The 22,882-nt window shown below is 71.3% G+C and carries 15 protein-coding genes and 2 pseudogenes; 10 read left to right on the top strand and 7 right to left on the bottom strand.

Going from position 1 to position 22,882, the window contains the following annotated elements; all coding sequences use genetic code 11:
* The 4 genes from ABZT03_RS29305 to ABZT03_RS29290 are packed head-to-tail and all read left to right on the top strand — an operon-like array spanning position 1 to position 5,801.
* A complete protein-coding gene (locus ABZT03_RS29305; RefSeq protein ID WP_356044742.1) occupies positions 1-1,344 on the top strand; it encodes an ABC transporter substrate-binding protein in 1,344 nt (447 codons plus the stop codon).
* The gene (locus ABZT03_RS29300) at positions 1,341-2,273 is read left to right on the top strand and encodes an ABC transporter permease (RefSeq protein ID WP_356044739.1); all 933 of its coding nucleotides are present in this window, start codon (positions 1,341-1,343) and stop codon (positions 2,271-2,273) included. Before ABZT03_RS29305 ends, ABZT03_RS29300 begins: the two co-directional genes overlap by 4 nt.
* Positions 2,257-3,051, top strand: coding sequence for an ATP-binding cassette domain-containing protein (locus tag ABZT03_RS29295; protein WP_356044736.1), 795 nt, complete (start codon positions 2,257-2,259; stop codon positions 3,049-3,051). Before ABZT03_RS29300 ends, ABZT03_RS29295 begins: the two co-directional genes overlap by 17 nt.
* Before the next feature lie 11 nt (positions 3,052-3,062).
* Positions 3,063-5,801, top strand: coding sequence for a fumarate reductase/succinate dehydrogenase flavoprotein subunit (locus ABZT03_RS29290; RefSeq protein WP_356044733.1), 2,739 nt, complete (start codon positions 3,063-3,065; stop codon positions 5,799-5,801).
* 297 nt (positions 5,802-6,098) lie between these two features.
* Here ABZT03_RS29290 and ABZT03_RS29285 read toward each other — a convergent pair whose 3' ends face one another.
* From ABZT03_RS29285 to ABZT03_RS29275, 3 genes and pseudogenes are all read right to left on the bottom strand, one after another.
* Positions 6,099-6,557 carry an Rrf2 family transcriptional regulator gene (locus ABZT03_RS29285; protein WP_356044730.1) on the bottom strand — a complete coding sequence of 153 codons (459 nt, stop codon included), beginning with the start codon at positions 6,555-6,557 and terminating at the stop codon, positions 6,099-6,101.
* 48 nt (positions 6,558-6,605) lie between these two features.
* Positions 6,606-7,823, bottom strand: coding sequence for an acyl-CoA dehydrogenase family protein (locus ABZT03_RS29280; RefSeq protein WP_356044728.1), 1,218 nt, complete (start codon positions 7,821-7,823; stop codon positions 6,606-6,608).
* Between the two features lie 487 nt (positions 7,824-8,310).
* Positions 8,311-8,472: pseudogene (locus tag ABZT03_RS29275) on the bottom strand (FMN reductase (NADPH)); the annotation flags it as partial.
* 299 nt (positions 8,473-8,771) lie between these two features.
* Between ABZT03_RS29275 and ABZT03_RS29270 the strand changes: the two are divergent.
* Positions 8,772-9,308 carry a hypothetical protein gene (locus ABZT03_RS29270; RefSeq protein ID WP_356044725.1) on the top strand — a complete coding sequence of 179 codons (537 nt, stop codon included), beginning with the start codon at positions 8,772-8,774 and terminating at the stop codon, positions 9,306-9,308.
* A 356-nt stretch (positions 9,309-9,664) separates the two neighbouring features.
* Here ABZT03_RS29270 and ABZT03_RS29265 read toward each other — a convergent pair whose 3' ends face one another.
* Positions 9,665-10,333: a TetR/AcrR family transcriptional regulator gene (locus tag ABZT03_RS29265; protein WP_356044722.1), complete on the bottom strand. Its 669-nt coding sequence runs from the start codon at positions 10,331-10,333 to the stop codon at positions 9,665-9,667.
* Positions 10,334-10,558: 225 nt separating this feature from the next.
* Complete coding sequence (locus ABZT03_RS29260) at positions 10,559-14,467, bottom strand: acyltransferase domain-containing protein (RefSeq protein ID WP_356044719.1); 3,909 nt, start codon at positions 14,465-14,467, stop codon at positions 10,559-10,561.
* Between the two features lie 432 nt (positions 14,468-14,899).
* Between ABZT03_RS29260 and ABZT03_RS29255 the strand changes: the two genes are divergently transcribed.
* The 4 genes from ABZT03_RS29255 (at position 14,900) to ABZT03_RS29240 (ending at position 20,693) form a co-directional block, all read left to right on the top strand.
* Positions 14,900-16,861: an FAD/NAD(P)-binding protein gene (locus ABZT03_RS29255; RefSeq protein ID WP_356044716.1), complete on the top strand. Its 1,962-nt coding sequence runs from the start codon at positions 14,900-14,902 to the stop codon at positions 16,859-16,861.
* Positions 16,862-16,892: 31 nt separating this feature from the next.
* A complete protein-coding gene (locus ABZT03_RS29250) occupies positions 16,893-18,617 on the top strand; it encodes an AMP-binding protein (RefSeq protein WP_356044713.1) in 1,725 nt (574 codons plus the stop codon).
* A gap of 152 nt (positions 18,618-18,769) precedes the next feature.
* Positions 18,770-19,228 carry a cupin domain-containing protein gene (locus tag ABZT03_RS29245; protein WP_356044710.1) on the top strand — a complete coding sequence of 153 codons (459 nt, stop codon included), beginning with the start codon at positions 18,770-18,772 and terminating at the stop codon, positions 19,226-19,228.
* A 154-nt stretch (positions 19,229-19,382) separates the two neighbouring features.
* Positions 19,383-20,693, top strand: a complete 1,311-nt coding sequence (locus tag ABZT03_RS29240) for an MFS transporter (RefSeq protein ID WP_356044707.1) — start codon at positions 19,383-19,385, stop codon at positions 20,691-20,693.
* Positions 20,694-21,057: 364 nt separating this feature from the next.
* Here the strand turns inward: ABZT03_RS29240 and ABZT03_RS29235 are convergent, their stop codons facing one another.
* Positions 21,058-21,900: an NADP-dependent oxidoreductase gene (locus ABZT03_RS29235; protein ID WP_356044704.1), complete on the bottom strand. Its 843-nt coding sequence runs from the start codon at positions 21,898-21,900 to the stop codon at positions 21,058-21,060.
* A gap of 209 nt (positions 21,901-22,109) precedes the next feature.
* On the opposite strand from ABZT03_RS29235, the pseudogene ABZT03_RS29230 reads away from it, so the two are divergent.
* Positions 22,110-22,238 (top strand): annotated as a pseudogene (locus ABZT03_RS29230) (IS5/IS1182 family transposase); the annotation flags it as partial.
* Positions 22,239-22,317: 79 nt separating this feature from the next.
* On the opposite strand, the gene ABZT03_RS29225 reads toward ABZT03_RS29230, so the two are convergent.
* Positions 22,318-22,776, bottom strand: coding sequence for a hypothetical protein (locus ABZT03_RS29225; protein ID WP_356044701.1), 459 nt, complete (start codon positions 22,774-22,776; stop codon positions 22,318-22,320).
* Between the last annotated feature and the right edge of the window lie 106 nt (positions 22,777-22,882).

Raw genomic sequence — 22,882 nt, 5'->3', positions numbered from 1 at the left:
ATGAAACGCATCGGGCTTGCCGCTTCCGCTGCCCTGCTCCTCCTTCCCCTGACCGCCTGTGGCGGCAGCGCCGTGGCGGGTGACGGCTCCACGGTCACCGTCACCGTCGGCTACCAGTCCAAGACGATCAACACGGTCACCGCGGGCACCCTGCTGCGCTCCCTCGGTTACTTCGAGAAGGACCTCGACGCCCTCCACGACGGACACACCTACAAGGTCGTCTGGCAGGACTACGCCACCGGTGCCCCCATCACCGCGCAGATGACCGCCGGAAAGATCGACATCGGCTCGATGGGGGACTTCCCGCTCCTCATCAACGCCGCCCGCGGAAAGCAGCTCGGCCGCCCCACCCATCTGGTCTCCGTCACCGGCTACAACCTCCGCGGCGGCCTCAACACCATCGTCACCGCACCGAGCTCCAAGCTGGCCTCCCTGACGGACCTGAAGGGCAAGAAGGTTTCCACGAGCATCGGCTCCGCCGCCGACGGCACACTCGTACGGGCCCTGCAGCGCGCCGGAATCGACCCGAACCAGGGCATCGAGAAGCTCAACCAACAGCCCGCCGTGGGCGCGTCGGCCCTGACCGCCGGCAGCGCTGACGCACTGTCGCAGTTCGTCGCCTGGCCCGGTCTGCTCACCTATCAGGGCAGGGCGAAGGCCCTCTACGACGGCGCCCAGCTGAACCTGCCCACCTTCCACGGTGTCACCGCCCGCGAAGACTTCGCGAAGAGGAGCCCGGCCGTGCTGGAGGCCTTCCTGAAGGCCCAGGCTCAGGCCACCGGATATCTCAACACCCACCCCGTGGCCGCCGCCGAGAAGGTCGCGAACGCCACGGGCCTGCCCGCCGAGGTCGTCTACCTCTACAACGGCGCCCACGGCATCTCCACCTTCGCCCCGGCCGTCAAGCCACAGCTCGTCTCCGCGCTCAAGCAGGACGTGTCGGTCCTGAAGGCGGCGAAGCTGACCGGCGATGTGGACGTGGACTCCTTCGTCGACGACCAGTACGTGAAGAAGGCCCTCGGGGCGTCGTACGCGGAGCAGCTCGCCGCCGCTCCCCCGGCGGCCGCGAGCGAGGCGTGGCCGAAGGGCGCGGAGGAGACCAGGGCCTTCAAGTCGCCGGCGGGGCTGCTGAGGTACGTGGCCGCCCACCGCGACGGCATCCGCGCCGCCTACGTCCCCGACGCCACCACCGGCACCCTCTGGTTCGCCGACAAGGCGGTCTGGGTGGCCGACGGAGATCAGCTCCTGCCGTTCGTCGCCCCGGCGACCGCACAGGCGTACACCTCCGCGCATGGCGGCGCCCGCGTCATCACATACGCCGACGCCCTGGAGCGTGCCGCATGAGCCGACCCGCGCCGCGAGCGGCCGGCCACCGGCGGCCGCTCCCGCCGATCAGCCGGTATGCGCTGCGGGTGGCCGCCCTCGCGGCCGCCCTCGGCCTCTGGCAGCTCCTGACCGCCCTGGACGTCGACCTGTGGCTGCGCTTCTCGCAGTTCCCCACGGTCACCGATGTCACCCACGCCTTCGCCGACCGCCTGGCCGGGGCGGACTACTGGACGGACCTCACCGACAGTCTGACCCGCATCCTCTCCGGCTTCCTGCTGGCCGCGGTGCTGGGCGTGGCGGTGGGCGTGCTCGTGGCCCGCTCCCGTCTCGCCCAGGACCTGCTGGGCCCGCTGCTGGAAGTGGCCCGCCCGATCCCGGCGATCGCCCTGGTCCCCGTCGCGATCCTCCTCTTCCCCTCCAACGAACAGGGCATCGTCTTCATCACCTTCACCGCCGCCTTCTTCCCGGTCCTGGTCTCCACCCGGCACGCGGTGCGCGCGCTGACCCCCGTGTGGGAGGAGGCGGTGCTCACGATGGGCGGCGGCCGGTGGCGGATCCTCGGCTCGGTCGTCCTGCCGGGCGCCCTGCCCGGCATCTTCGGCGGCCTGTCGGTCGGCATCGGCGTCTCGTGGATCTGCGTCATCTCCGCCGAGATGATCTCCGGCCAGTACGGCGTCGGCTACCGCACCTGGCAGGACTACACGATCGTCAACTACCCGGGCGTCTTCGTCGGCATGGTCACCATCGGTGTCCTCGGCTGGCTCACCTCCACCGCGGTGGAACTCCTGGGCCGACGCCTGACCCGGTGGCTGCCGCGTACGTCATACGTCCCCGGAGCCCGGCCGGCGGCACCGCGCACACTCCCGCCCGCCCGGCCGGCCCTCACCGCTGCGGGTACAGACCAGCCCTCCGACGCCGGGGAGGCACGCGATGAGCACCTCGTCTGACACCAAGCCCGACCGCCGTACGGTGGACAACGCGCCGTCCCCGGTACGCGGCACCCGGCTCACCCTCCACGCCGCCACGCTCGGCCGCCCCGGCGCCCCCGTCCTGGATGGCGTCGACCTGGACATCGCACCGGGTGGCATTCTCACCGTCGTCGGCCCGTCAGGCTGCGGCAAGTCGACCCTGCTGCGCACCCTGGCGGGCCTGCTGCCCCCGCTAGCCGGACGGATCACCCAGGACGGGCATCCCCTGGCCGGCCCCACGGCCGAACGCGCCCTGATCTTCCAGGAGGACGCCCTCCTCCCCTGGCGCACCCTGCGCGCCAACGTGGAACTTCCGCTGGCCATCAGCGGATTGTCACGCGCGGAACGCCGCACTCAGGCGGCAGCGTGGCTGGCCCGGGTCGGAATCGCCGAACAGGCACGGCAGTTGCCGCACCGAGTGTCCGGCGGGCAACGTCAGCGCGCCCAGTTGGCCCGCGCCCTGGCAGCGCGTCCGCACGCCGTCCTGATGGACGAACCCTTCGGCGCCCTCGACGCCCAGACCCGGGCCGGCATGCAGGACCTGCTGGTGGAGGTTCTGCACGGAACGGGCGCGACCGTCGTCTTCATCACCCACGACGTGGACGAGGCCCTGTTCCTCGGCGACCGGGTGGCCCTGCTCGGCTCCGGCCGCCTGATCGCGGTACGAGACGTGCCCCGCCCGCGCGACCGCGCCGCCCATGACGATCCGGCGCGTATCGCCCTGCGGCGCGACGTCCTCGCGTCACTCGGTTCTTGAAAGGCACCCCGATGGAGACCCCCCTTCAGATCCCGACCCTCGCCGACGCCGAGGAGATCCGCTGCGACGTCCTCGTCATCGGCGGCGGCACCGCCGGCACCATGGCCGCCCTGACCGCCGCCGAGCACGGCGCGAACGTGCTCCTGCTGGAGAAGGCCCACGTCCGCCACTCCGGCGCGCTCGCCATGGGTATGGACGGTGTCAACAACGCGGTCATCCCGGGCCGCGCCGAACCCGACGACTACGTCGCCGAGATCACCCGCGCCAACGACGGCATCGTGGACCAGTCCACGGTCCGCCAGACCGCCACCCGCGGCTTCGCCATGGTGCGGCGCCTGGAGTCGTACGGTGTGAAGTTCGAGAAGGACGAGCACGGCGACTACGCGGTCCGCCAGGTCCACCGCTCCGGCTCCTACGTGCTGCCGATGCCCGAGGGCAAGGACGTCAAGAAGGTCCTGTACCGGCAGCTGCGGCGGCGCGAGATGCGGGAGCGGATCCGCATCGAGAACCGGGTGATGCCGGTGCGGGTGCTCACGGCTGACGGGCGGGCTGTCGGAGCGGTGGGCTTTCACACCCGCACGGGCGCCTTCGTCACCGTCCGCGCGGGCGCCGTGATCCTGGCGACCGGCGCCTGCGGCCGCCTCGGTCTGCCTGCCTCCGGTTACCTGTACGGCACCTACGAGAACCCGACCAACGCGGGCGACGGCTACGCGATGGCCTACCACGCGGGCGCCCGGCTCACCGGCATCGAGTGCTTCCAGATCAACCCGCTGATCAAGGACTACAACGGCCCCGCCTGCGCCTACGTCGCCAACCCTTTCGGCGGCTACCAGGTCAACCGGCACGGCGAACGCTTCGTCGACTCCGACTACTGGTCGGGCCAGATGATGGCCGAGTTCGCGGCGGAGGTGGCGAGCGACCGGGGGCCGGTGTACCTGAAGCTCAGCCACCTCCCCGAGGAGTCGCTCTCCGCGTTGAAGTCGATCCTTCACTCGACCGAGCGTCCGACCCGGGGCACCTTCCATTCCGGCCGGGGCCACGACTACCGCACCCACGACGTCGAGATGCACATCTCCGAGATCGGCCTGTGCGGCGGTCATTCGGCCTCGGGGGTACGGGTGGACGACCACGCCCGTACGACCGTGCCGCGGCTCTACGCCGCCGGAGACCTGGCCTGCGTGCCGCACAACTACATGATCGGCGCGTTCGTGTTCGGGGACCTGGCGGGAGCCGACGCGGCCCAACATGTACCGTACGAAGGGGAGTTGCCCGCCGAGCAGCTGCGCGAGGCGCACGAGCTGATCTACCGCCCGCTGCGCAACCCGGACGGGCCGCCGCAGCCCCAGGTCGAGTACAAGCTGCGCCGCTTCGTGAACGACTACGTCGCCCCACCGAAGTCCGGCGCCCGTCTCTCCCTCGCCTTGGAGGCCTTCGAGCGGATGCGAACCGAGATCTCCGCGATGGGCGCCCGCACACCGCACGAACTCATGCGCTGCGCCGAGGTCACCTTCATCCGCGACTGCGCGGAGATGGCCGCACGCGCATCGCTGGCCCGCACCGAGTCGCGCTGGGGCCTCTATCACGACCGCATCGACCACCCGCGTCGCGACGACGCGTCCTGGTTCCACCACCTCGACCTGCACAAGTCCACTTCTGGTGCGATGGAGTTCACGGCTCGTCCCGTGGCTCCCTACCTGGTTCCGGTTGACGGCTTCACCCCAGTCGGCGGCCTCTCCCGGCACCTCGGCGAGGTTCACCCGGAACAGGTGGCGACAGCAGGGACCCGGGAAGCGTCGCCGGTGGCGTTGCGAGAGAAGTTGACCGTGGCCGACACAGCCGCCCACCCCCGCGCCGACGCGGACGTGCCGGCCACACCTCGCCTGCTCGAACTCCTCTCTCTCGCAGAGGACGAGCCTGATCTCTCCATGCTCGCCGCCTACTTGACGGACCCCGAGCCCGGCGTGCGCCGGACGGCCGTCACGGTCCTGACAGAGAGTGTGCCGCCGGGTACCGGCCCTGCACTGGCCGCGGCGCTCACCGACCCCGACGCCGGCGTCCGTGCTGCCGCATCCGCCTCACTGCGCGAACTGGTCGAGACGCTTTCGCCGGAACCGGCCCTGCGCGACGGCCTCGCCGCCGCCCTGTCCGAGGCCGACCCCGCCGTCCGTGCCGCCGCGCTGGACGTGCTGCGTGCCCTGCGGCTCGGTGACACCGAGTTGTTCGCGCGCTCCCTGTCGGACTCCGACATCGCCGTACGCATCGCGGCCGTGCGCGCCCTCGTGTCGGTCGACGCCGCCGCGGAGGTGGCCCGCGCGGCCGTCGATCCGTCCCGCGAGGTCCGTGTCACGATCATCAAGGCCCTGGCCACCTTGAGCCCAGGCTCGGCCATGGCCGGCCCGGCCCTCGCCGCGCTCGTCGATGACCCCGACGCCCTGGTGCGCGGGGCCGCCTACGAGGCTCTCGGTACGACGGGCTGCCCTCCGGCCCTGACCGCACGCGCCGAGACAGCCCTGTCCGACCTGGCCTGGCAGGTACGGGCGGGCGCCGCCACCGCTCTGTCCGTCGCGGACTCCGACCTGGCCGTGCCGGCCCTCGCCAAGGCCCTCACCGACCTGAACGCCGACGTCCGCAAGGCGGCCGTACTGGCCCTCACCCGGCATCGTGCCGTCGAGGACGCCCGAGTCGCCCTGACCACCGCGACGACGGACTCGGACGCGGACGTCAGGGCCTATGCGGCGCGGGCGCTGTGACGACGACCTGCCGTGCGCTGAGAAGGCGTCCCGTAGTGGATCCGCCGGAGGCTGTAGTGGTGACTGGTCGGCCGGTGGAGGTTGCCCAAGTCGCGTGGTGCGAGGGAACGAGGGCGGCCGGCGCGTCCGGGGAGTCCACATCGTCCGGGCTGCCGCCGACGGCGGCGGGGAACTCCGCACCGATCACGGTACCGATGTCCGGGACGCCAAGAACGACGCCGGCGAGTCCGGGCCCACGAAACCGACCAGCGGTGAGCTTGCCCGTCTCGGAGATCCGCTCGTTCACCGGACGTCCGGTCAGGGATTCGTCCAGGCCTCGGGGTCCTCCGCGAGGCTCAGGACCTCGTCGGGCAGCTTGGCCGCGGCCACGTGGGCCAGGGTGACCTCGCCGAGGACCTTACGGACGTTGGCGCGAACGGCGACCCACAGCGGCAGGAGCGATTCCGCGGGACCGCAGTAGGAGAGCTCGGGTGGGCGCACTCCCCGCACCGAGACCAGGGGACCGTCCGCCACGCGGATCACGTCCGCGATGGCGATGGAGTCCGCCGGGCGGGCGAGCCGGTAGCCACCCTTGCCGCCCCGCTGGCTGACCACGAGACCGCCCCGGCGCAGATCGCCGAGGATGCCCTCCAGGAATTTGTGCGGGATGCCCTGCGCCGCGGCGATCGCCTCGGCCTTGAGCGAGGCCTCGTCGCCTGCCGCGGCAAGCTCCAGTGCCGCCCGCACCGCATAGTCCGCCCGCGCCGAGATCCGCATGCCCCGATTATCCATCACAGCCGTGTCCACCTGTCACCGGCTGCGCCGTCAGGCAGGGAGGGTGAACGGCGGATGTGCGCCGTTGAGGAAGTAGTCTCCGACCTCGCGCAGCCTGTGAGCGACGGGCTCACGCAGGGTGTGCGTCCGGGCGTTGCGCCAGAAGCGGTCGAAGCCGTGCCTGGCGGACGCGGCGTCGGCGCCGATGACATCCAGGGCGCGGGTGGTGATCTCGTGCGCGGCCCGGGAGGCGACAGACTCGGCCACGCTCGCGAGGACGGCGATCTCCGCGCACTCCTCGTCGTCGAGATCCTCGCCCCGTACGAGGCCGCGCAACAGGGCGTCCACCGCCTGCTCGGCGACGGCGGACGCGGCACGTGCGACGACGGTGAGCTCGCCGTACGCGGTCAGCGCGTGCGGATCTTGCGGCGGGCTGTCCGGCCAGGGCTGAGGCGACAACGGCTGCCAGGGGGACCTCATGCCTCTTCCGTACTCGCGAACCTCGGCCAGCAGGCCCTCGGCCACGCCAAGACAGAACTGCACGGAGACCAGACGCGCGGTCGGCGCGGCCAGGGAGGAGAAGGGTGACAGGACGCCCTCGTCCGGCGAGAGGGAGCCGAACACGTCGTCCGCCGCGACCGGTACGGAGTCGAACTCCACGGCGCCACCCGCTGCCAGCCGCTGGCCGAAGGTGTCCCCGCTGCCGCCGCTCACGACACCCGGGTGGGTGGGGTCGACGAGGACGGCCAGCGGCTCACCGGTGCCGTTCTCGTCGGCTCGGACCACCAGCCGGTCGGCGGTCCCGACCCCGGTGGCATACACCTGGTGGCCGTTCAGCAGATATCCGCTCGCCGTGGGGGTCAGGACGAGGGGTGGTTCGTGCGAGGCGATTCCGCCTCCCCAGCACCACTGCCCCGCTGTCGAAGCCCGCTCGATGCGGGCGGCACGCGCGGGGCCGGCGAAGAAGCGGGCGCTGAAGGACAGGAAGTAGTGGTGGCCCAGCAGTTGGCCGATGGCCCCGTCGGCCGCGGCGACGGTACGAACGACCGCGTAGGCCGTGCGCCAGTCCGCTCCGCCTCCCCCCTGCTCGGCCGGTGCCAGCAAGGTCAGCAGCCCCGACTCGCGCAGCCGTGCGACCTCCTCGCGCGGTGCTTTGCCTGCCTGTTCGCGCTCTGCCGCGTCCGTGGCCAGGTCGTCCGCCGTTTCACGGGCTATGTGCAGCCAGTCGACCTGCCCGGCTCCCGCATCGGTCGCCTCATCCGCCGTCACCGTCATATCCGCACCCGCTTCATGCGACTGCGGCTGTCTCTACGGCTCACTGCTGTGGGCATGGCGTCTTCCTTCAGGGGGCCGAGGACGACGCGGTGCCCGGCGAGGCGGTGTGGGCGTGGAACGGTGCGCGGTGACGCGTCGGCCTAGTCATCCTCACTCTCCTCTGCGCCCACCGTCAACAATTCCCTAGTAATTCGATAGGAAAACTAGGGATACTACAGCGCTCAGGGTGATTCACGCCGCCGGATGGCGAGTTCGCGGTGGTGGGCGGCCGGGTGGTCGGCCCGGCCCCGAGAGCCGCCGGACGGCCCGTGTAGGCGCTCGCTGGGCGTGGCGACGGTGGACGGGGCCGGGAACCTACCGCGGCTGCGCGGTTGTGGGAGGACGAAGTCGGCGAAGGCGCCTCGGGTGGTGGCTCGGCGTCGCAGGCGGCCTCACGGGCGAACCTGGGGCCCGGTGTCATCCGCGATGACGTGCGCGGCGCTCACCCAGTAGCCGCAAGGAGCGCCGTACGGCCGCCCAGCGCGGCCGAGAACTGGTCCGTGACCTGAGCCAGAGCCTCGGCCGAACCCGGCGCGACGGTCAGCGTGCCGTCCTCGCCCACCGTGATGTCCTTGTCCAGCGTGAACCAGCCCGGCGTGATGTGACCCTTTCAGCCCGTCGTTTCCGAACGCGGGGAACCAGCGCAGCCGGAAGGAGAACGTCTCGACGAGCAGCAGTCCCACCCAGAACGTCGGGACGGACACCCCCAGCGGCGGCAGCGATAGCAGTGTCTGCCGCAGCCAGCGCTGTGTGGTGTAGGTCGCCAGCACCGCCAGACCGCCGCCGAGGACCACCGCGAGCAGCAGGGCCGCACCGGTCAGCTGCAGTGTCTGCGGCAGGGCGTCGGCGAGCGTCGACGGCAATATCCAGCGGCCGCGGCTACGGCCGCACAACCCCGGTCTGGTGGAGCGGATCTGGTACGGCCGAGGGAGCCCGCGCTCGGTCCGCTGGGCCGCCGAGAACGGTCTCAACCTGCTGTCCGGCAACATCGTCTCCGGCGAGGACACCGACGACTTCACCACCGCCCAGTTGAACCTGCTCTCCGAGTACCGGCGCGGCCTGGGCGACGCCCGGCCGGCGGCGCGGGTGGCGCTCGGGCGGGTGGTCGTGCCGTTCGACAGCGCCGACGCGGCCACCCGGGCCCGCTACCGGGACTACGCGGCCAGTCGGCACGAGCGCACCCTGAAGCCGCGGACTCTGGCAGCGTCGGGCGGGAAACAGTTCCTGTTCGCGCCTGACGTGATCGGCACCGCGGAGCAGATCCTGGAGCAGCCGGCGGCCGATCCCGTCCTCGCGCAGGTGTCGGAGCTGCGCCTGGAGCTGCCGTACGAGTTCCACCGGGAGGAGTACGAGCAGATCCTGCACGACGTCCGGCACCTGGTCGCCCCCGAGCTGGGCTGGCACCCCGCATCCCCGGCGGTGCAGGAAACGGGCCGGTAACCCTGGTCCGGCGCTGTCGCCACACGTCTCCGGCGCCGGCCGGCTCGGCGCCGAGCGCTTCACCAACCAAGGTGCTGCACACCCAGACCTCGGCGGAGCACTGTGTGCGCGGCCGGCACTGCGGATGGCCATGCGGCTGCTGGAGGTGCTGCCAGGTGCCGCCCCTTCCCGAACCGGCACCCCCAGCACCAGAAGCCCGCACAGGCAGCAGCCCGCAGCGAGCAGATCCGGTGTGCAGCAGGCGAAGACGAGCCCCGAAGGAACTCGGGGTCTTCGGGAGCCCGCGATCGGTTGCCTGGGGGCGTTGCTGCGCTCCAGGCAACACCGATACGGCCCTGTCGTCAGGTCCTGGGCCGTTAAGGCCGGTTCCCGCCGGCCGCGAGGGGCGTGGCCTGGTCTTCCGGTGCGGTGAGCAGGCCGTACACCACCAGCCGCAGGGCCGCCTGCAGTTCCTCGGTGACGTAGCCGGGCGCGGCGGACGTCTGCTGGCACCAGCGGTAGAGGGTGCCGAGGTAGATGTCGCGCAAGATGTGACCCACCCGCTGCGGGCTGACGTCACCGGCCAGTTCTCCCTTTTCGTAACCTCGGGAGACGATACGGGTGAAGATGTCGGCGACGTAGGGTTCCTCGACCAGGGGACGGCCGGCCTTGACCCAGGCCGTGAGCATGGGCGCCGTGAGGTCGCGTTCATCCTCGTTGATATCGCTCAGGACGGTCATACAGCGCCAGAGTTCGCTGATGGAGGTGCCTGGTGGAACTGGATCGCTGTTGCTCATGGATGACATGAGTTTCTCCCGGCGTCGCTCGCCCCAGGCGCTGATGATGTCTTCCTTGCGCTGGAAGTAGTTGAAGAACGTTCCGCGGGCGACGTCCGCCCGTTCCGCGATCTGGTCGATCGAGGTCCCGTCGTAACCCTGTTCCCGGAACAGGGTGAGGGCCGAGGAGTAGAGACGTTCCTTCACCTTCTGCTTGTTCCTCTCCCGGCGTCCGAGCGAGCCGACCGTCTCTGTCGTCTGGGTGCTCATCGAAAGTCTCCTAGCTCTGTGGACCATCGGCGCTCGATCATGCGCCGACGGGGGCGGCACCGGGAGTGGCGGCATCGGCGTCGCAGGTGCGAACCACGCCCGAAATTTTTATACCACAGTGCAAGAATGCGTTGAAGTCTCGTCTCGCGGACAATTGTGCGGACGGAGTCCCCGAACCGGGCACCCCGTCCGCACAGGTCCGTCCGCCGCTGCGGGCGGCTCGGATCAGGTGTGCTGCCCCCGCTGCAGAAGCAGCTCGATCTTCTCTATGCTCTCGTCGCCGAGCAGGCGTCCCGTCGTGATCTCCCAGCCGCACTCGGTGCGCAGCTGCCGCCGGAGCTGGGCGGCCATCAACGAGTCGAGCCCCAGGTCCCGCAGGGTGCACCGCCGGTCGATGTCGCCGACCGCCATGCCGAGCAGCGCGGCGGCACGGGTGCGCAGTTCCTCGCCGCCGCGCGGGGACCGGCTCGCGGCCATCCCGGCGGCCACCTCACGGGGGGTGGGGATGACCGTGCGGGACTCACGCGGACGGACCGGACGGACCGGCTGCCACTGAGGCGTGCGGATGGCTCCCGGCAGGCCGCGTACCGCGGAGGACAGCATCCAGCCGAGTCCCGCCAGCCTGGACGTGAGGGCGGACGTTCCCGGGTCGGCCTGGGCGAGGGGGCCGGGAAGGCGGCGCAGGTGGATGCCGGTGAAGCGAGCGAGCTCCCGCCCGTCGGCGGCGAGCAGCAGGACATGGGCGCGGGCGGTGCGGGCGTTCTGGGACTGGAAGGAGCACACGGACCAGAATTCGTCGGAGGGCTCGTCCAGGAAGCGGACCCGGTCGAATCCGGTCGGCACGTACGGTGCCGAGTGATCGCCGGCCGGCCATGCGGCGATGAGGGGCAGCAGTCCCGACTCCCACGCGGCGGGCAGGGGTGCCTTGGGCAGCCGTAGGCGCGCCACCGCTCGGCCGTCCTCGCGCCACAGCTGTTCCACCGCACGGAAGGGTTCGCCGATCTCGATGCCCCGCCGCCTCGCGAGGTCCTCGAAGTCCGCAGCCGGGAGATACCGGCGGCACCGGGCCAGGGCGGCGTCGATGATCCCCGCGCCCCGGGCGGCGGGGTCGTCCCGCACCGGTGCGAGGTGTCCGGAGGCGAACAGGATGCGGCCCGCCGTGTCCGGGCCGACCACCTCCGCCCGCACGGGGCGTGTGCCGTCGGCGCGCGGCTGGTCGACCGTGACCCGGAGGGCGCTGTCGACAGGGTTCTCGCCGTCGACGGGTTCGTCGCCGAGCCGGACGTTCTCCAGGGCGAGGGCACTGCCCGGGACCGCCTGCCTGCCGGCCTCCAGCATCAGCGCGAGGGGAACGACGGGTGGCACGGCGGCCAGTCCGCCCACCCGCACACCGCCGGCCCAGTCGGCGGCGCCCAGCTGGCCCAGGCTCGCGCCGAGCACGCGGGTGCCGGCGGGCACGGGTGCCATCTCCGTCCGGTACTGGGAGGTGTCCCAGGAGTAAGGGGGCAGGGCCACAGGTGGCCTTCGTGTCCCGTACCAGCGGCCGAAGTCGATCCTGCCGCCGGCCGCGAAGAAGCGGCCCGCGGAGCGGATCAGTTCAGAGTGCTCGTCCTGGCCGCGCCGTACGGACGCCACCGCGGAGCCCTCCAGCCCGTGGGCGAGCAGCGTCTCCTCGACGGCTGCGGACAGCACCGGGTGGGGGCTGATCTCGACGAAGACGCTCGGGTCGCGCTCGGCCACCGTACGGACGGTGTCGGTGAAGCGGACGGGCCGGCGGAGGTTGTCCATCCAGTAGGGGGCGGTGAGTTCGGAGCCGGCGACGGGCCGGCCGGTCACCGTGGAGACCATGGCGCAGCTGGTGTCGGCAGGGGTGAGGCCGCTCAGGAGGTCGCCCAGGTCGGCGCGCAGGCACTCCATGTCCGGTGAGTGGGAGGCGACGTCGACCTTCACCCGTCGGCACAGGATGTCCCGGGCGCGCAGCCGTTCCTCAAGGGCGGACAGTGCGGTGCGGTCGCCGGCGACGACCGTGGTGGTCGGCGAGTTCTCCGCGGCGACGCAGACCTTGTCGGCGTAGGGGGCGATGGCCTGGCGGGCCTCGGCGGGGCCGAGTTCGACGACGAGCATGGCGCCGTGTCCCTCGCGGCGCCGCATGAGCCGGCTGCGGCGGCAGATGACAGCCGCGGCGTCGGCGGGAGACATCGCGTCGCTGATGCGGGCCGCGGCCACCTCCCCCATGCTGTGGCCGATCACGACGTCGGGTTCCACCCCCTTCTCCCGCCAGGCGGCGGCCAGAGCGACCTCCATCGCCCACAACGCGGGCTGCACGACGTCCACTTCGGTGGGCAGCGCGTCGGCGTCCCGGGTGAGCAGGTCCAGCACCGACCATCCCGTCTCGCGGCGCACGGCCCGGTCGCAGATCTCCAGGGTCTCCTTGAAAGCGGGGGACGAGGCCAACAGACCGCGGCCCATGCCGAGCCACTGCGAACCCTGTCCCGGCAGGACGAACACGGTTTGCCGGGCGGTGCCCGTGCCCGCGTGGGAGATGCCTCCGTCCGGGTGGCTGCCGCCCTCGGCGAGGCTCCGCAGTACCGCTGCCAGCTCGTCGTGGGTGCTGCCTACGGCCCACAGGCGGTGCGGCTGCGCGTCCCTGCGCAGTGCGGCCGTCGCGCAGACATCGTCCAGGGGTAGGTCCCGGCCGGCGCCGGCGGGCTCCAGCCAGGAGGCGAAGGAGGCTGCCTGCCGCAGCAGCGAGCCGCGGCTGCGGGCGCTCAGGACCAGCAACCGCGGCCCGGTCGCGGGCTCGGGCCGGGGCGGCCGGTCTGCCGCCGGGAGGTGTTCGGCGAGTACGACATGGGCGTTGGTGCCGGTCAGTCCGAAGCTGCTCACGCCCACCAGTGCCCGGCGGCCCGCCTTGTCGAGCGGCGTGTTGGTGCCCACCACCTCGACGGGTATGCGCTTCTGCGCCAGCAGGGGGTGGGGTTCCTCCAGGTGGAGGGAGGCGGGAATGACGCCGTGCCGGGCGATGAGCGCTGCCTTGATCAGTCCGGCAAGTCCCGCGGCGGCCTCGCTGTGGCCGATGTTCGTCTTCACCGACCCCGTTCGCAGGGGTGCGCTGGCGTCGCGTCCGGGGCCGGTCGCCCGGGCCAGCGCCTGGAGCTCGACGGCGTCTCCGACCGGGGTGCCGGTGCCGTGCGCTTCGACGTAGTCGAGGCGGGCTGGGTCGACGTTCGCGCTGCGGCACGCCTCCCGCAGCATCTCCGCCTGCCCGGCGACCGAGGGGTGCAGCAGGAGTCCGCTGCCTCTGCCGTCGTTGGTGACGGCGCTGCCCAGGACGAGGGCCACCACGTTGTCACCGTCGCGCAGCGCGTCGGGGAGGCGCTTGAGAACCACCGCCGCCACTCCCTCGCTGCGCACGAAGCCGTCGGCGCGGGCGTCGCCGAATCGGCAGCGGCCCCGCGCGGAGAGCATGCCGCCCTGGGAGTAGGCGATGGAGTCGGCCGGGGAAAGGATGACGCTGACGGCGCCGGCGATGGCCAGGTCGCTCTCGCCGGTCAGCAGGCTCTGCCGGGCGGCGTGCACCGCCACCAGCGACGAGGAGCACGCCGTGTCCAGGACGACGCTGGGGCCGCGGAGGTCCAGCGCGTAGGAGACCCGGCCGGCCGTCGCGGCCCTCAGCCGGCTGCCGACCATCTCGCGCACGCCGCGCTCCAGTGGGCCGGGACCGACCTCGGCGTACTCGGTGGTCGCCTGCCCGACGAACACACCGCCGCGGGTGCCGGCCAGGCTGGAGGGCAGGACTCCGGCGTCCTCGACCGCCTCCCAGACGACCTGGAGCAGGATGCGCTGCTGCGGGTCCATGCCGCGGGCTTCCACCGGGGAGATCCCGAAGAACGCGGCGTCGAAGCCGAACACGTCGTCCAGGAAACCGCCGTGGCGCGAGACGGTCTTGCCCGGTGTGCCCGACTCCGGGGCCAAGTGATCTGTGATGTCGAAGCGGTCCTGCGGTACGGGGCCGACCGCATCGGTCCCGGCGATGAGTCCCTTCCAGAACTCGTCCACCCCGCCGGCGCGCGGAAACCGGCATCCCATGCCGACGATCGCGACAGCATTGTCCAGCTCTTCCGAGTGCTCCATTGTCCGTTGACCACCTTTGGGTGCGGAGAAAGGCAAGGGCGACGACGCGTCGAACGACGGCCACCGTCACACACGGGCTGCAAGTGCCGTACAGATATACACCAGAGACCAACTTTGTACCTAGGACTTGAAAGAGATCCACAAGAACACGCCTGAAGAGATGCGTTTTGTCCGCATATATGCAACAGAACCAAACTCGGGCGTCAGCCCATGTGACGTGGATCACAGTAATTTTGGACTTGCGTTTATCTATCTATTGGCATCTATTCTTGCGTCGCGATCGAAACTTACATGGCGGTACCCAAGTGGTCCGGGCTCGGCGACACGCCGCCCCCGCTTGGCGGCATCCGGCTCCGGGTGGACCAGCGACTCGGTTCGACCCGGTTCCAGCCCTTCGAAACGTCGGCTGATCATGAATAAGGAGACGCACCGATGACCGACCGGACGCTCCACGTCGCAATCATCGGGATGGGCCCGCGCGGCCTGTCCGTCCTGGAACGCCTTGTCGCACGCCTGACAGCCAGTCGCCCTCCGCGGCCGGTACGGATACACACGATCGACCCCGGCGAGGCGGGTGCCGGCCGCATCTGGCGCACCGACCAACCGGACACCCTGCTGATGAACACGGCCGCCGGCGAGGTGAGCCTCTACTCGGGCGAGCCCGACGACGGCCCCTGGCGAGCCGGTGCGGGACCATCCCTCCACCAGTGGCTGGAAGCGGTGCCTCAGCCGGATGTGGAGACCCCGACAGCCAACACCTACGCGCCCCGCCGGGTCTACGGCCGCTACCTGCACGACGTGTTCGACCGGATCACCGCCGCTCTGCCCCCGGACGTGACCGTCTCCCCGGTGGCGGCGCGGGCCAGGAGCCTGCGCCGGGACGGCGACGGCCGCTACACGATCACCACCAGCCAGGGCCGGCACATCAGCGTCGACAAGGCCGTTCTCACCACCGGACACCCCCACCACATCGCCGGGACCGCCGACCGCGACCTGCTGGACTTCGCCTCCCGCCACCGCGGCACCCGGTACCTGCGCGGCTCGTCCGCCGCCGACATGGAGCTCGACGAGCTCACGGCCGGAACCCCGGTGGGCATCCTCGGCCTCGGGCTGACGTTCTACGACATCGCGGCGGAGCTGACCGTCGGCCGTGGCGGACGCTTCGTGCGGCGCTCCGACGGCAGCCTGGAGTACGCGCCTTCCGGACACGAGCCGCACATCGTCGCCGGCTCGCGCAGCGGACTGCCCATGCTGGCCCGCGGACACAACCAGAAAGGCCCCCACTACCGCTACCAGCCGGTGTTCTTCACCCCCGAGGCCCTCGCCGACCTGCGCCGGGCGAACCGCTCGGCTACGGGCGACGGCCAGTTACGTTTCCGCTCGCAGGTCCTGCCGCTGATGCTCCGCGAGGTCGAGCACGTCTACTACACGACCCACGTGCGCCGGCGGGACGGCCGGCGCGCGGCGGAGGTCTTCGGGAACTGGCACCGCTCCGTGGCCGGGGACGCCGAGGCCACCGCGACCCTGCTGAAGGAGGCCGGCCTCGCCGACCTGCCCGCGATCGACCTGGAGACCATGGCCCGTCCTTTCACGGGCCAGACCTTCACCGGCCCGGGCGCCTTCCACGAACGGCTGGTCTCCCTGCTGCGGGAGGACGCCCGCGAGGCCGAGGAGGGCAACGTCGACAACCCGCTCAAGGCGGCCCTGGACATCCTGCGTGACATCCGCGGAGTGGTGCGCGACGCGGTGGAGTTCTCCAGCCTTCACCCCGACTCGCACCGCGACGAGTTCCTCGGCTGGTTCAACCCGATCAACACCATGGTGTCCGCGGGCCCCCCGGCCGTGCGGGTCTCCCAGGCGGTCGCCCTCATCGAGGCCGGCGTCCTGACCGTGGTCGGCCCGAACCTGCGTATCGGGACGGACGAGGACACCGGCCGCTTCACACTGGAGTCACCGCAGGTCAGCGGGTCACACGTAGAGACCAAGATCCTCATCGACGCCCGTATTCCGCGCGCCGACGCCCGTGTCGACTCCTCCCCGCTGATGCGCCAGCTCATCGACGACGGCCTGGCGTCCGTACATGTCAACATCAACGCGCGGGACGGAGCCCGGTTCGCCACCGGCGCGCTGGCGGTGACCGAGAAGCCCTACCGCCTGGTCGACGCGACCGGCCGGCCCTCGCGGGGTCTGTACGCGCTGGGCATCCCGACCGAGGACCTGCGGTGGTTCACCCAGATCGGCAACGGACGGCCGGGCCCCATGGTCGGTTTCCACACCGACGCCGACGCCATCGCGGCCGACGTCCTCGGCCTCAAGCCGCCTGTCGGCGCGCACCCCGTGCGGCACTCGCTGCCGACCACCAAGCTGTCCCGTCCCATCGGCGCCGACCGCTGACCCGGCCTCCCCTCTCCGAAGGAGCACCGCAGTGACAGGCCACAACCCTGCCGCCACCGAGGAGTTCCGCACGGCACGCGACCTCCTCCTCTCCCTCCGCACCGACCACGACACCGCCGCCGCCCGCTTCACCTGGCCCCGCCCCACGCACTTCAACTGGGCCTTCGACTGGTTCGACCACATCGCCCGCGGCAACGACCGCGTCGCCGTGAAGATCATCAGCCCCGGCCGCCCGTCCGAATCCGTCACCTACGCACAGCTCTCCGAGCGCTCCTCCCGCGTCGCCAACTGGCTGCGCCGCCTCGGGGTGCGACCCGGTGAACGCCTCCTGCTCATGCTCGACAACCAGGTCGCCGTCTGGGAGGCACTGCTCGCGGCGATGAAGGTCGGCGCAGTCGTCATCCCGACCTACACCACCGTCTCGCAGGCCGACCTCCACGACCGTCTCACCCGCGGCGAGGTGGCGCACATCATCACGGCCGACCATCTCACCGGCGCCTTCGCCGACGCGCCGGCCCACCTCACCCGCATCGCCGTGGGGTCCGGCACCCCCGGCTGGACGCCCTACTCCGATGCCTACGCCGAGTCCCCCGAGTTCCGCCCCGACCGACTCACCCACGCCGACGACCCGCTGTTCGTCTACTTCACTTCCGGTACGACGTCCCGGCCCAAGATGGTCTCCCACACCCACAGCAGCTACCCCATCGGCCATCTGACCGGCATGTACTGGAACGGCCTCGTCCCCGGCGACATCCACGTCAACATCTCCGCGCCGGGCTGGGCCAAGCACGCCTGGTCGAGCTTCTTCGGCCCCTTCAACGCAGAGGCGAGCGTCCTGTCGGTCAATCTCCCCGCCGGGGGCGACCCGAGGGTCCTGCTGGACATCCTCCGCGAGGAACACGCCACCAGCCTCTGCGCCCCGCCCACCGCATGGCGCACCCTCCTCCAGTACGACCTGGGCGAACGCCCGCCCACCCTGAGGGAGGCGTCGTCGGTCGGCGAGCCGCTCAACCCCGAGGTCATCGACCGGGTCCGCGGCGCCTGGGGCCTGACCGTGCGCGACGGGTACGGCCAGACCGAGACCACCGCGCAGATAGGCAACACCACCGCCCTGCCCGTCCGCCCGGGCTCGATGGGCAAGCCCCTGCCGGGATACCCCGTCGTGCTCGTCGACCCCCGTACCAAGGAGCGGGGCGACGAGGGCGAGATCTGCATCGACCTGGCCGAACGTCCCGTCGGCATCATGACGGGATACCTCGGCGACGCCGAGAAGACCGCCCGCACCCTCGCCGACGGCCTCTACCACACCGGTGACATCGCCCGGCGCGACAGCGACGGCTACCTCACCTACATCGGCCGCACGGACGACGTCTTCAAGTCCTACGACCACCGGATCTCGCCGTTCGAGCTGGAGAGCGTCCTGCTGCGCCACCCCGCGGTCGCCGAGGCCGCGGTGATCCCGGTGCCGCACACCGTCGGATACCAGGTTCCCAAGGCGTACGTGTCGCTCGCCGCCGGCCACCCGCCCACGACGGACACCGCCCGGTCCGTGCTGGCCTTCGCGGCCGAGAACCTCGCCCCTCACCAGCAGATCTCCTGCCTCGAATTCGGCGGGCTGCCCAAGACGACGTCGGGCAAGATCCGCCGGGCCGAACTGCGCGCCGCCCGGGAGTCCGCCGACACGACGTCCGCGCGGGAGTACCACGCCCACGACCTGCTCGAAGGCCAGGTCGTACACAGCGCTCCGGGTCTGTGACCCGCTCCCTCCGGCCGCGCCCGCCGCCCCGCGTCCCTCCTTCCCCCTCACTCCTCTCCCCTCACCCCTTCCAGGAACGGCGCCACCCATCGCACGTCCCACACGCGCAGATTCGCGGCGGCACAGCCCGCCCCTCACACGAAGGACATCCCATGACGGACACCGCGTACGCACCGCAGCAGCGCCACATCGAGGTCATCGGTGACCTGTTCGGCGGCGGCCTGACGGACGGCCGCATCCTGTGGCGGCCCTACGTCCAGCCCGGCCGGGAGGCCGTCGACGTGCACTGGCTCTACACCGGGGAGGAGACCGGCCCGGACGGGGCGGAGGCGTACATCGCCCACTTCCGGCCCGGCGCGCACGGCGACCTCCACCGCCACCTGGGATTCGAGCTCCTGCTGATCCTGGAGGGGGAGCTCGTCAACGACAACGGTGACGTCTACCCCGCCGGCACCCTCGTAGTGGAACGCCCCGACAGCGTTCACCGCGTCTCCAGCCCCGGCGGCTGCAAGATGCTCGTCATCCGCGAGAAGCGCACCCTGCCCCTCCGGCCGGGTGAGCTGCCCGACACCGGACTCGCCCTCGACGGCGCCCAGCTGATCTCGGGCTGACGCCCCGAGGCCGCCGCACGCAGCGGCAGACCGCCGTCACACCACGCCTCCCCGGCGACGGACCGCCGGGTGCCGGCGGGCCCGGCCCGCCGGCACCCGGCCACCGCGCTGTCGCCCCGTGCCGTCCCGTACACACCACACCAGGAGCCCCACGGTGCCCGACCAACTGCAGAAGACAGCCCCCCTCACACCCTCTGCCGCCCCTCTGCCCACGGCCGCCCCGTCGGAAGACATCCGGGTGGGCAGGTCCGGCAGGACCCACTCCCCCCGCTACATGTGGGGAATTCTCGGCGTAGGCATCGGCGCCCAGGCCGCGTTCAGCGCCGCGTTCCAGGGAATCCCCACCTCCGGCTCCATCATGCAGAGCGCCTACCGCCTCTCCACAGCCCAGCTCGGACTCGTCATGGCAGCCGTGACCTGCGGCATCGCGGTCACCGACGTGTTCTGGGGCATCCTGTCCGACCGGATCGGCGAACGAAAGGTCCTGATCACCGGACTCTCCGGAACCACGCTCTCGCTGGCCGCCGTGACCGCGTTCCTCGTGCCGTCCGGGGGGAACATGCCCACCTACTGGGCCCTCGCCGTCGTCCTGTTCATGGCCGGGGCCCTCGGCGGCTGCGTCAACGGCGCCTCGGGCCGGGCCGTGATGGGCTGGTTCCCACCCGCCAAGCGCGGCTTCGCGATCAGCCTGCGCGTCGCCGCGGTTCCCCTGGGCGGCGCGATCGGCGCGGCGGTGCTCCCGCCGCTGGCGCTCGGAGCAGGGTTCCGCTGGGTCTTCGCCTTCCTCACCGCCATCACCCTGCTCGCCACCGTCGCGGTCGTGGTCTGGCTGGACGAACCGCCGCTGGCCAAGACCAGGAAGGACGGGGACCAGGCCGCCACGACCGTACCCAACCCCCTCACCCGCTGGGACATCTGGCGGGTCGCCATCACCGCCTTCCTGCTGGACCTCCCGCAGTTCACGGTGCTCACCTTCGGCTCCGTCTTCCTGCACACCGTCAAGCACATGTCCATCCCGCGCATCGCCGTCCTGTTGGTCGTCGTCCAGGTACTCGGCGCCGTCTCACGCGTCTGGGGCGGGCGGTGGACCGACAACCGCGGCGGCCGGTACCGCAGGAGTTTGGTGACCACTTACAGCTGGATCATCGCCGCCGCCTTCACCGCGATCGCCGTCTTCGAGTCCGGTCCCGCCTGGACCGTGGCAGCGCTACTCGTGATCGCCGGCTTCCTCTCCTGCGGCTGGCACGGCGTCCACTACGCGGAGATCGCCACCATGGCCGGCGCCGAACGCTCGGGCACCGCGCTCGGCCTGGAGAACACGATGGTCTTCGGCGGGGCGTTCGTCACCCCGCTGCTGATCCCGCCGCTGCTGGCGCTCTCGAACTGGCCGACCGTCATGCTCCTCGTCGGCGCCCTCCCCGCCGTCCTCTCCGCGCTCCTGATGCCCTCCGAGAACGCTCCCTGACCTCGTACGACACCACTTGGGCCCGGCCGCCCCGGGCTGCTCCCTCCTGTCGAGCAGCCCGGGGCGGTCCGCAAGACTCGCCGATGCCAAACGTGTGGGACGGCTACCGAAAGGGCCACGCGTAAGGCCGGTCAGGACGCGGCCGCACCGAAGTTCCGTCGTTGCCGGGTGTGGGCCTTGTGTGAAGAGCTTCGGTCTCGACCGGACCCACCGGATCATCGGACTGCACGGGCCACCGTGCGCCCAGTACGGGGCAGGGCGCGTTCCCGGGCCCGCCCCCACGTGATGCCGTAGGCGGCAGCGTCCACGTAGTTGCCGGCCTGGGGCACAGAGTCCGGCTCGTGCTGGTGGGTATGCGTGACAACTACTTCTGTTGCGTGCGGTCTCGCACGATGGTCTTGCCGGTGTTCTGGCCGCGCAGCATTCCCAAGAAAGCGCCCACGATGTTCTCGAACCCGTCGATCACCGTCTCGTCCGGAGCGAGCCGGCCGCTCTGCAGGTGCGGCACCGCGAACTCGTACAACTCCTGCTGTAGCTCACGGTAGTTGCTGACCAGGAAGCCCTCCATGCGGAGGCTCTTCTCCACGATGTCCGCGTGGTTGATGCGCGGCTGCGGCGCGTCGGGGGTGTTGTACTGGCTGATCGTGCCGATGCGGACGAGGCGCCCGAACTGGCGCAGCACCCCTACCGCCGCGGCCAGTTGCTCGCCGCCCACATTGTCGACGAACACGTCGATGCCGTCCGGTACGGCCTTGCCGAGCAGGTCGGCGGCGGTCCCGTCGTGGTAGTCGAAGACGGCGTCATAGCCGACCTCGTGCGTGAGGTGTGCGGCCTTCGCCGCGGAGCCCGTGCTGCCCACGAGCCGTCCGGCGCCGAGCAGCCGGGCGAACCGCCCCGTCGCCGTGCCGACCCCGCCCGCCGCGGCCGACACGAACAGGTCCTCGCCCTCCCGGAGCCGGGCGATACGGGTCAGGCCCACATAGGCGGTCAGGCCGGTGCCGCCGAGGATGCTCAAGTACGCGGTCAGGGGCACCCCGTCGAAGCGGGGCAGTCGGCGGATCTCCTCGGGCGCCACCACCGCGTGCGTGCGCCAGCCCTGCCGGTGGAAGACGAGCTCGCCCTCGGCCAGCCGGGGTGTGCGCGAGGCGATGACCCGCCCGACAGTGCGGCCCTCCAGCGGGGCGTCGAGCACGAAGCCGCCGGGCACGTAAGCCGATCAGCCGGGGAACCGACACAGCGCGGCGGCCACGCGGACGAGGTCCACGGCGCGGCGACGGGTCAGAGGCTCCGGCAGCGGCATGACGGGATGGAAGCACGCAGTTCGGCCCGCTGTCAACGAACCTGCTCTGCGGGGCAGTTGGGGCGCCCGGGACCCGGTCGGTCCCGGGCGTGCCGGACGCCGTCGACGCCCAGGAGACACTGTGCCGCGCCCATCAGCATGCGGCCGAGGCTCGAAGACAGGGCGCCCTGGAGAAGGAGCCGCCGGGTGGCGTGGTCACCGAGCCGGGTGATCACCGGCTGGGACGCCCGCGCGGTGGGTGCAGCAGATCCCGCGGCGACGCGGGTAGGCACGGTTCTCGCGGGAGGCGAAGCGACAGTGCTGTTCGCAGCTATCAACGAACGCCTACGACACGGGCTTGCGCGTCATCACGTACGCGTTCCCGGTGTCGGGATCGCCGTAGAAGAAGAAGAGCTGCAACTCGTCGTGCGGATCGCGGTCCACGTAGAAGGACCACGCGTATGCCGATGGAGGTTCCGGAACCGCGGCATCGGTCGCCGTCACGGGGAAACGTCTCTCCACTCGTGTCCGGGTTGTCAGCGCGAGCCGGACGACCTGCCCGCCCTCTTCGTCGGTCAGTTGCCAGGTTCCCGTACCGGAGAGGCGCCAGCCGTCCTCGAAGTCGAAGTCCTTCCCATCGAGTCTTTCGAGAAGAGCCGTTCCGTCTTCGCGAAGCACTACCTGGGTGCCCTCGACGTTTTCCCAGCCCCCGGCGACTTCGGCCGTCGTGGCGTCGTGGAGCCCTGTTCCCCCGTAGTACTGATAGGGGCCGGCGCACGCGGTCAGAACGGTCAACGCCAGCATCAGGCCGCCGAGGGTCGCCCATCGCGCCCGCGGCCTTTTCCCACCCGCCACCAGGTCCTCCCACCCTCGGCCCGCATCGGCCTACCGACAGGAACGGGCCGCGGAA

Source organism: Streptomyces sp. NPDC005574 (assembly GCF_040605435.1).
Classification (GTDB): Bacteria; Actinomycetota; Actinomycetes; order Streptomycetales; family Streptomycetaceae; genus Streptomyces.
This window is presented reverse-complemented; position numbering and strand designations above follow the sequence as displayed.

What these genes read in the sequence shown, in the direction of transcription:
- ABZT03_RS29305 (WP_356044742.1), top strand. Translation starts at nt 1, where the DNA reads ATGAAACGCATCGGGCTTGCCGCTTCCGCTGCCCTGCTCCTCCTTCCC.
- ABZT03_RS29300 (WP_356044739.1), top strand. Translation starts at nt 1,341, where the DNA reads ATGAGCCGACCCGCGCCGCGAGCGGCCGGCCACCGGCGGCCGCTCCCG.
- ABZT03_RS29295 (WP_356044736.1), top strand. Translation starts at nt 2,257, where the DNA reads ATGAGCACCTCGTCTGACACCAAGCCCGACCGCCGTACGGTGGACAAC.
- ABZT03_RS29290 (WP_356044733.1), top strand. Translation starts at nt 3,063, where the DNA reads ATGGAGACCCCCCTTCAGATCCCGACCCTCGCCGACGCCGAGGAGATC.
- ABZT03_RS29285 (WP_356044730.1), bottom strand. Translation starts at nt 6,557, where the DNA reads ATGCGGATCTCGGCGCGGGCGGACTATGCGGTGCGGGCGGCACTGGAG.
- ABZT03_RS29265 (WP_356044722.1), bottom strand. Translation starts at nt 10,333, where the DNA reads ATGAGCACCCAGACGACAGAGACGGTCGGCTCGCTCGGACGCCGGGAG.
- ABZT03_RS29260 (WP_356044719.1), bottom strand. Translation starts at nt 14,467, where the DNA reads ATGGAGCACTCGGAAGAGCTGGACAATGCTGTCGCGATCGTCGGCATG.
- ABZT03_RS29255 (WP_356044716.1), top strand. Translation starts at nt 14,900, where the DNA reads ATGACCGACCGGACGCTCCACGTCGCAATCATCGGGATGGGCCCGCGC.
- ABZT03_RS29245 (WP_356044710.1), top strand. Translation starts at nt 18,770, where the DNA reads ATGACGGACACCGCGTACGCACCGCAGCAGCGCCACATCGAGGTCATC.
- ABZT03_RS29225 (WP_356044701.1), bottom strand. Translation starts at nt 22,776, where the DNA reads ATGCTGGCGTTGACCGTTCTGACCGCGTGCGCCGGCCCCTATCAGTAC.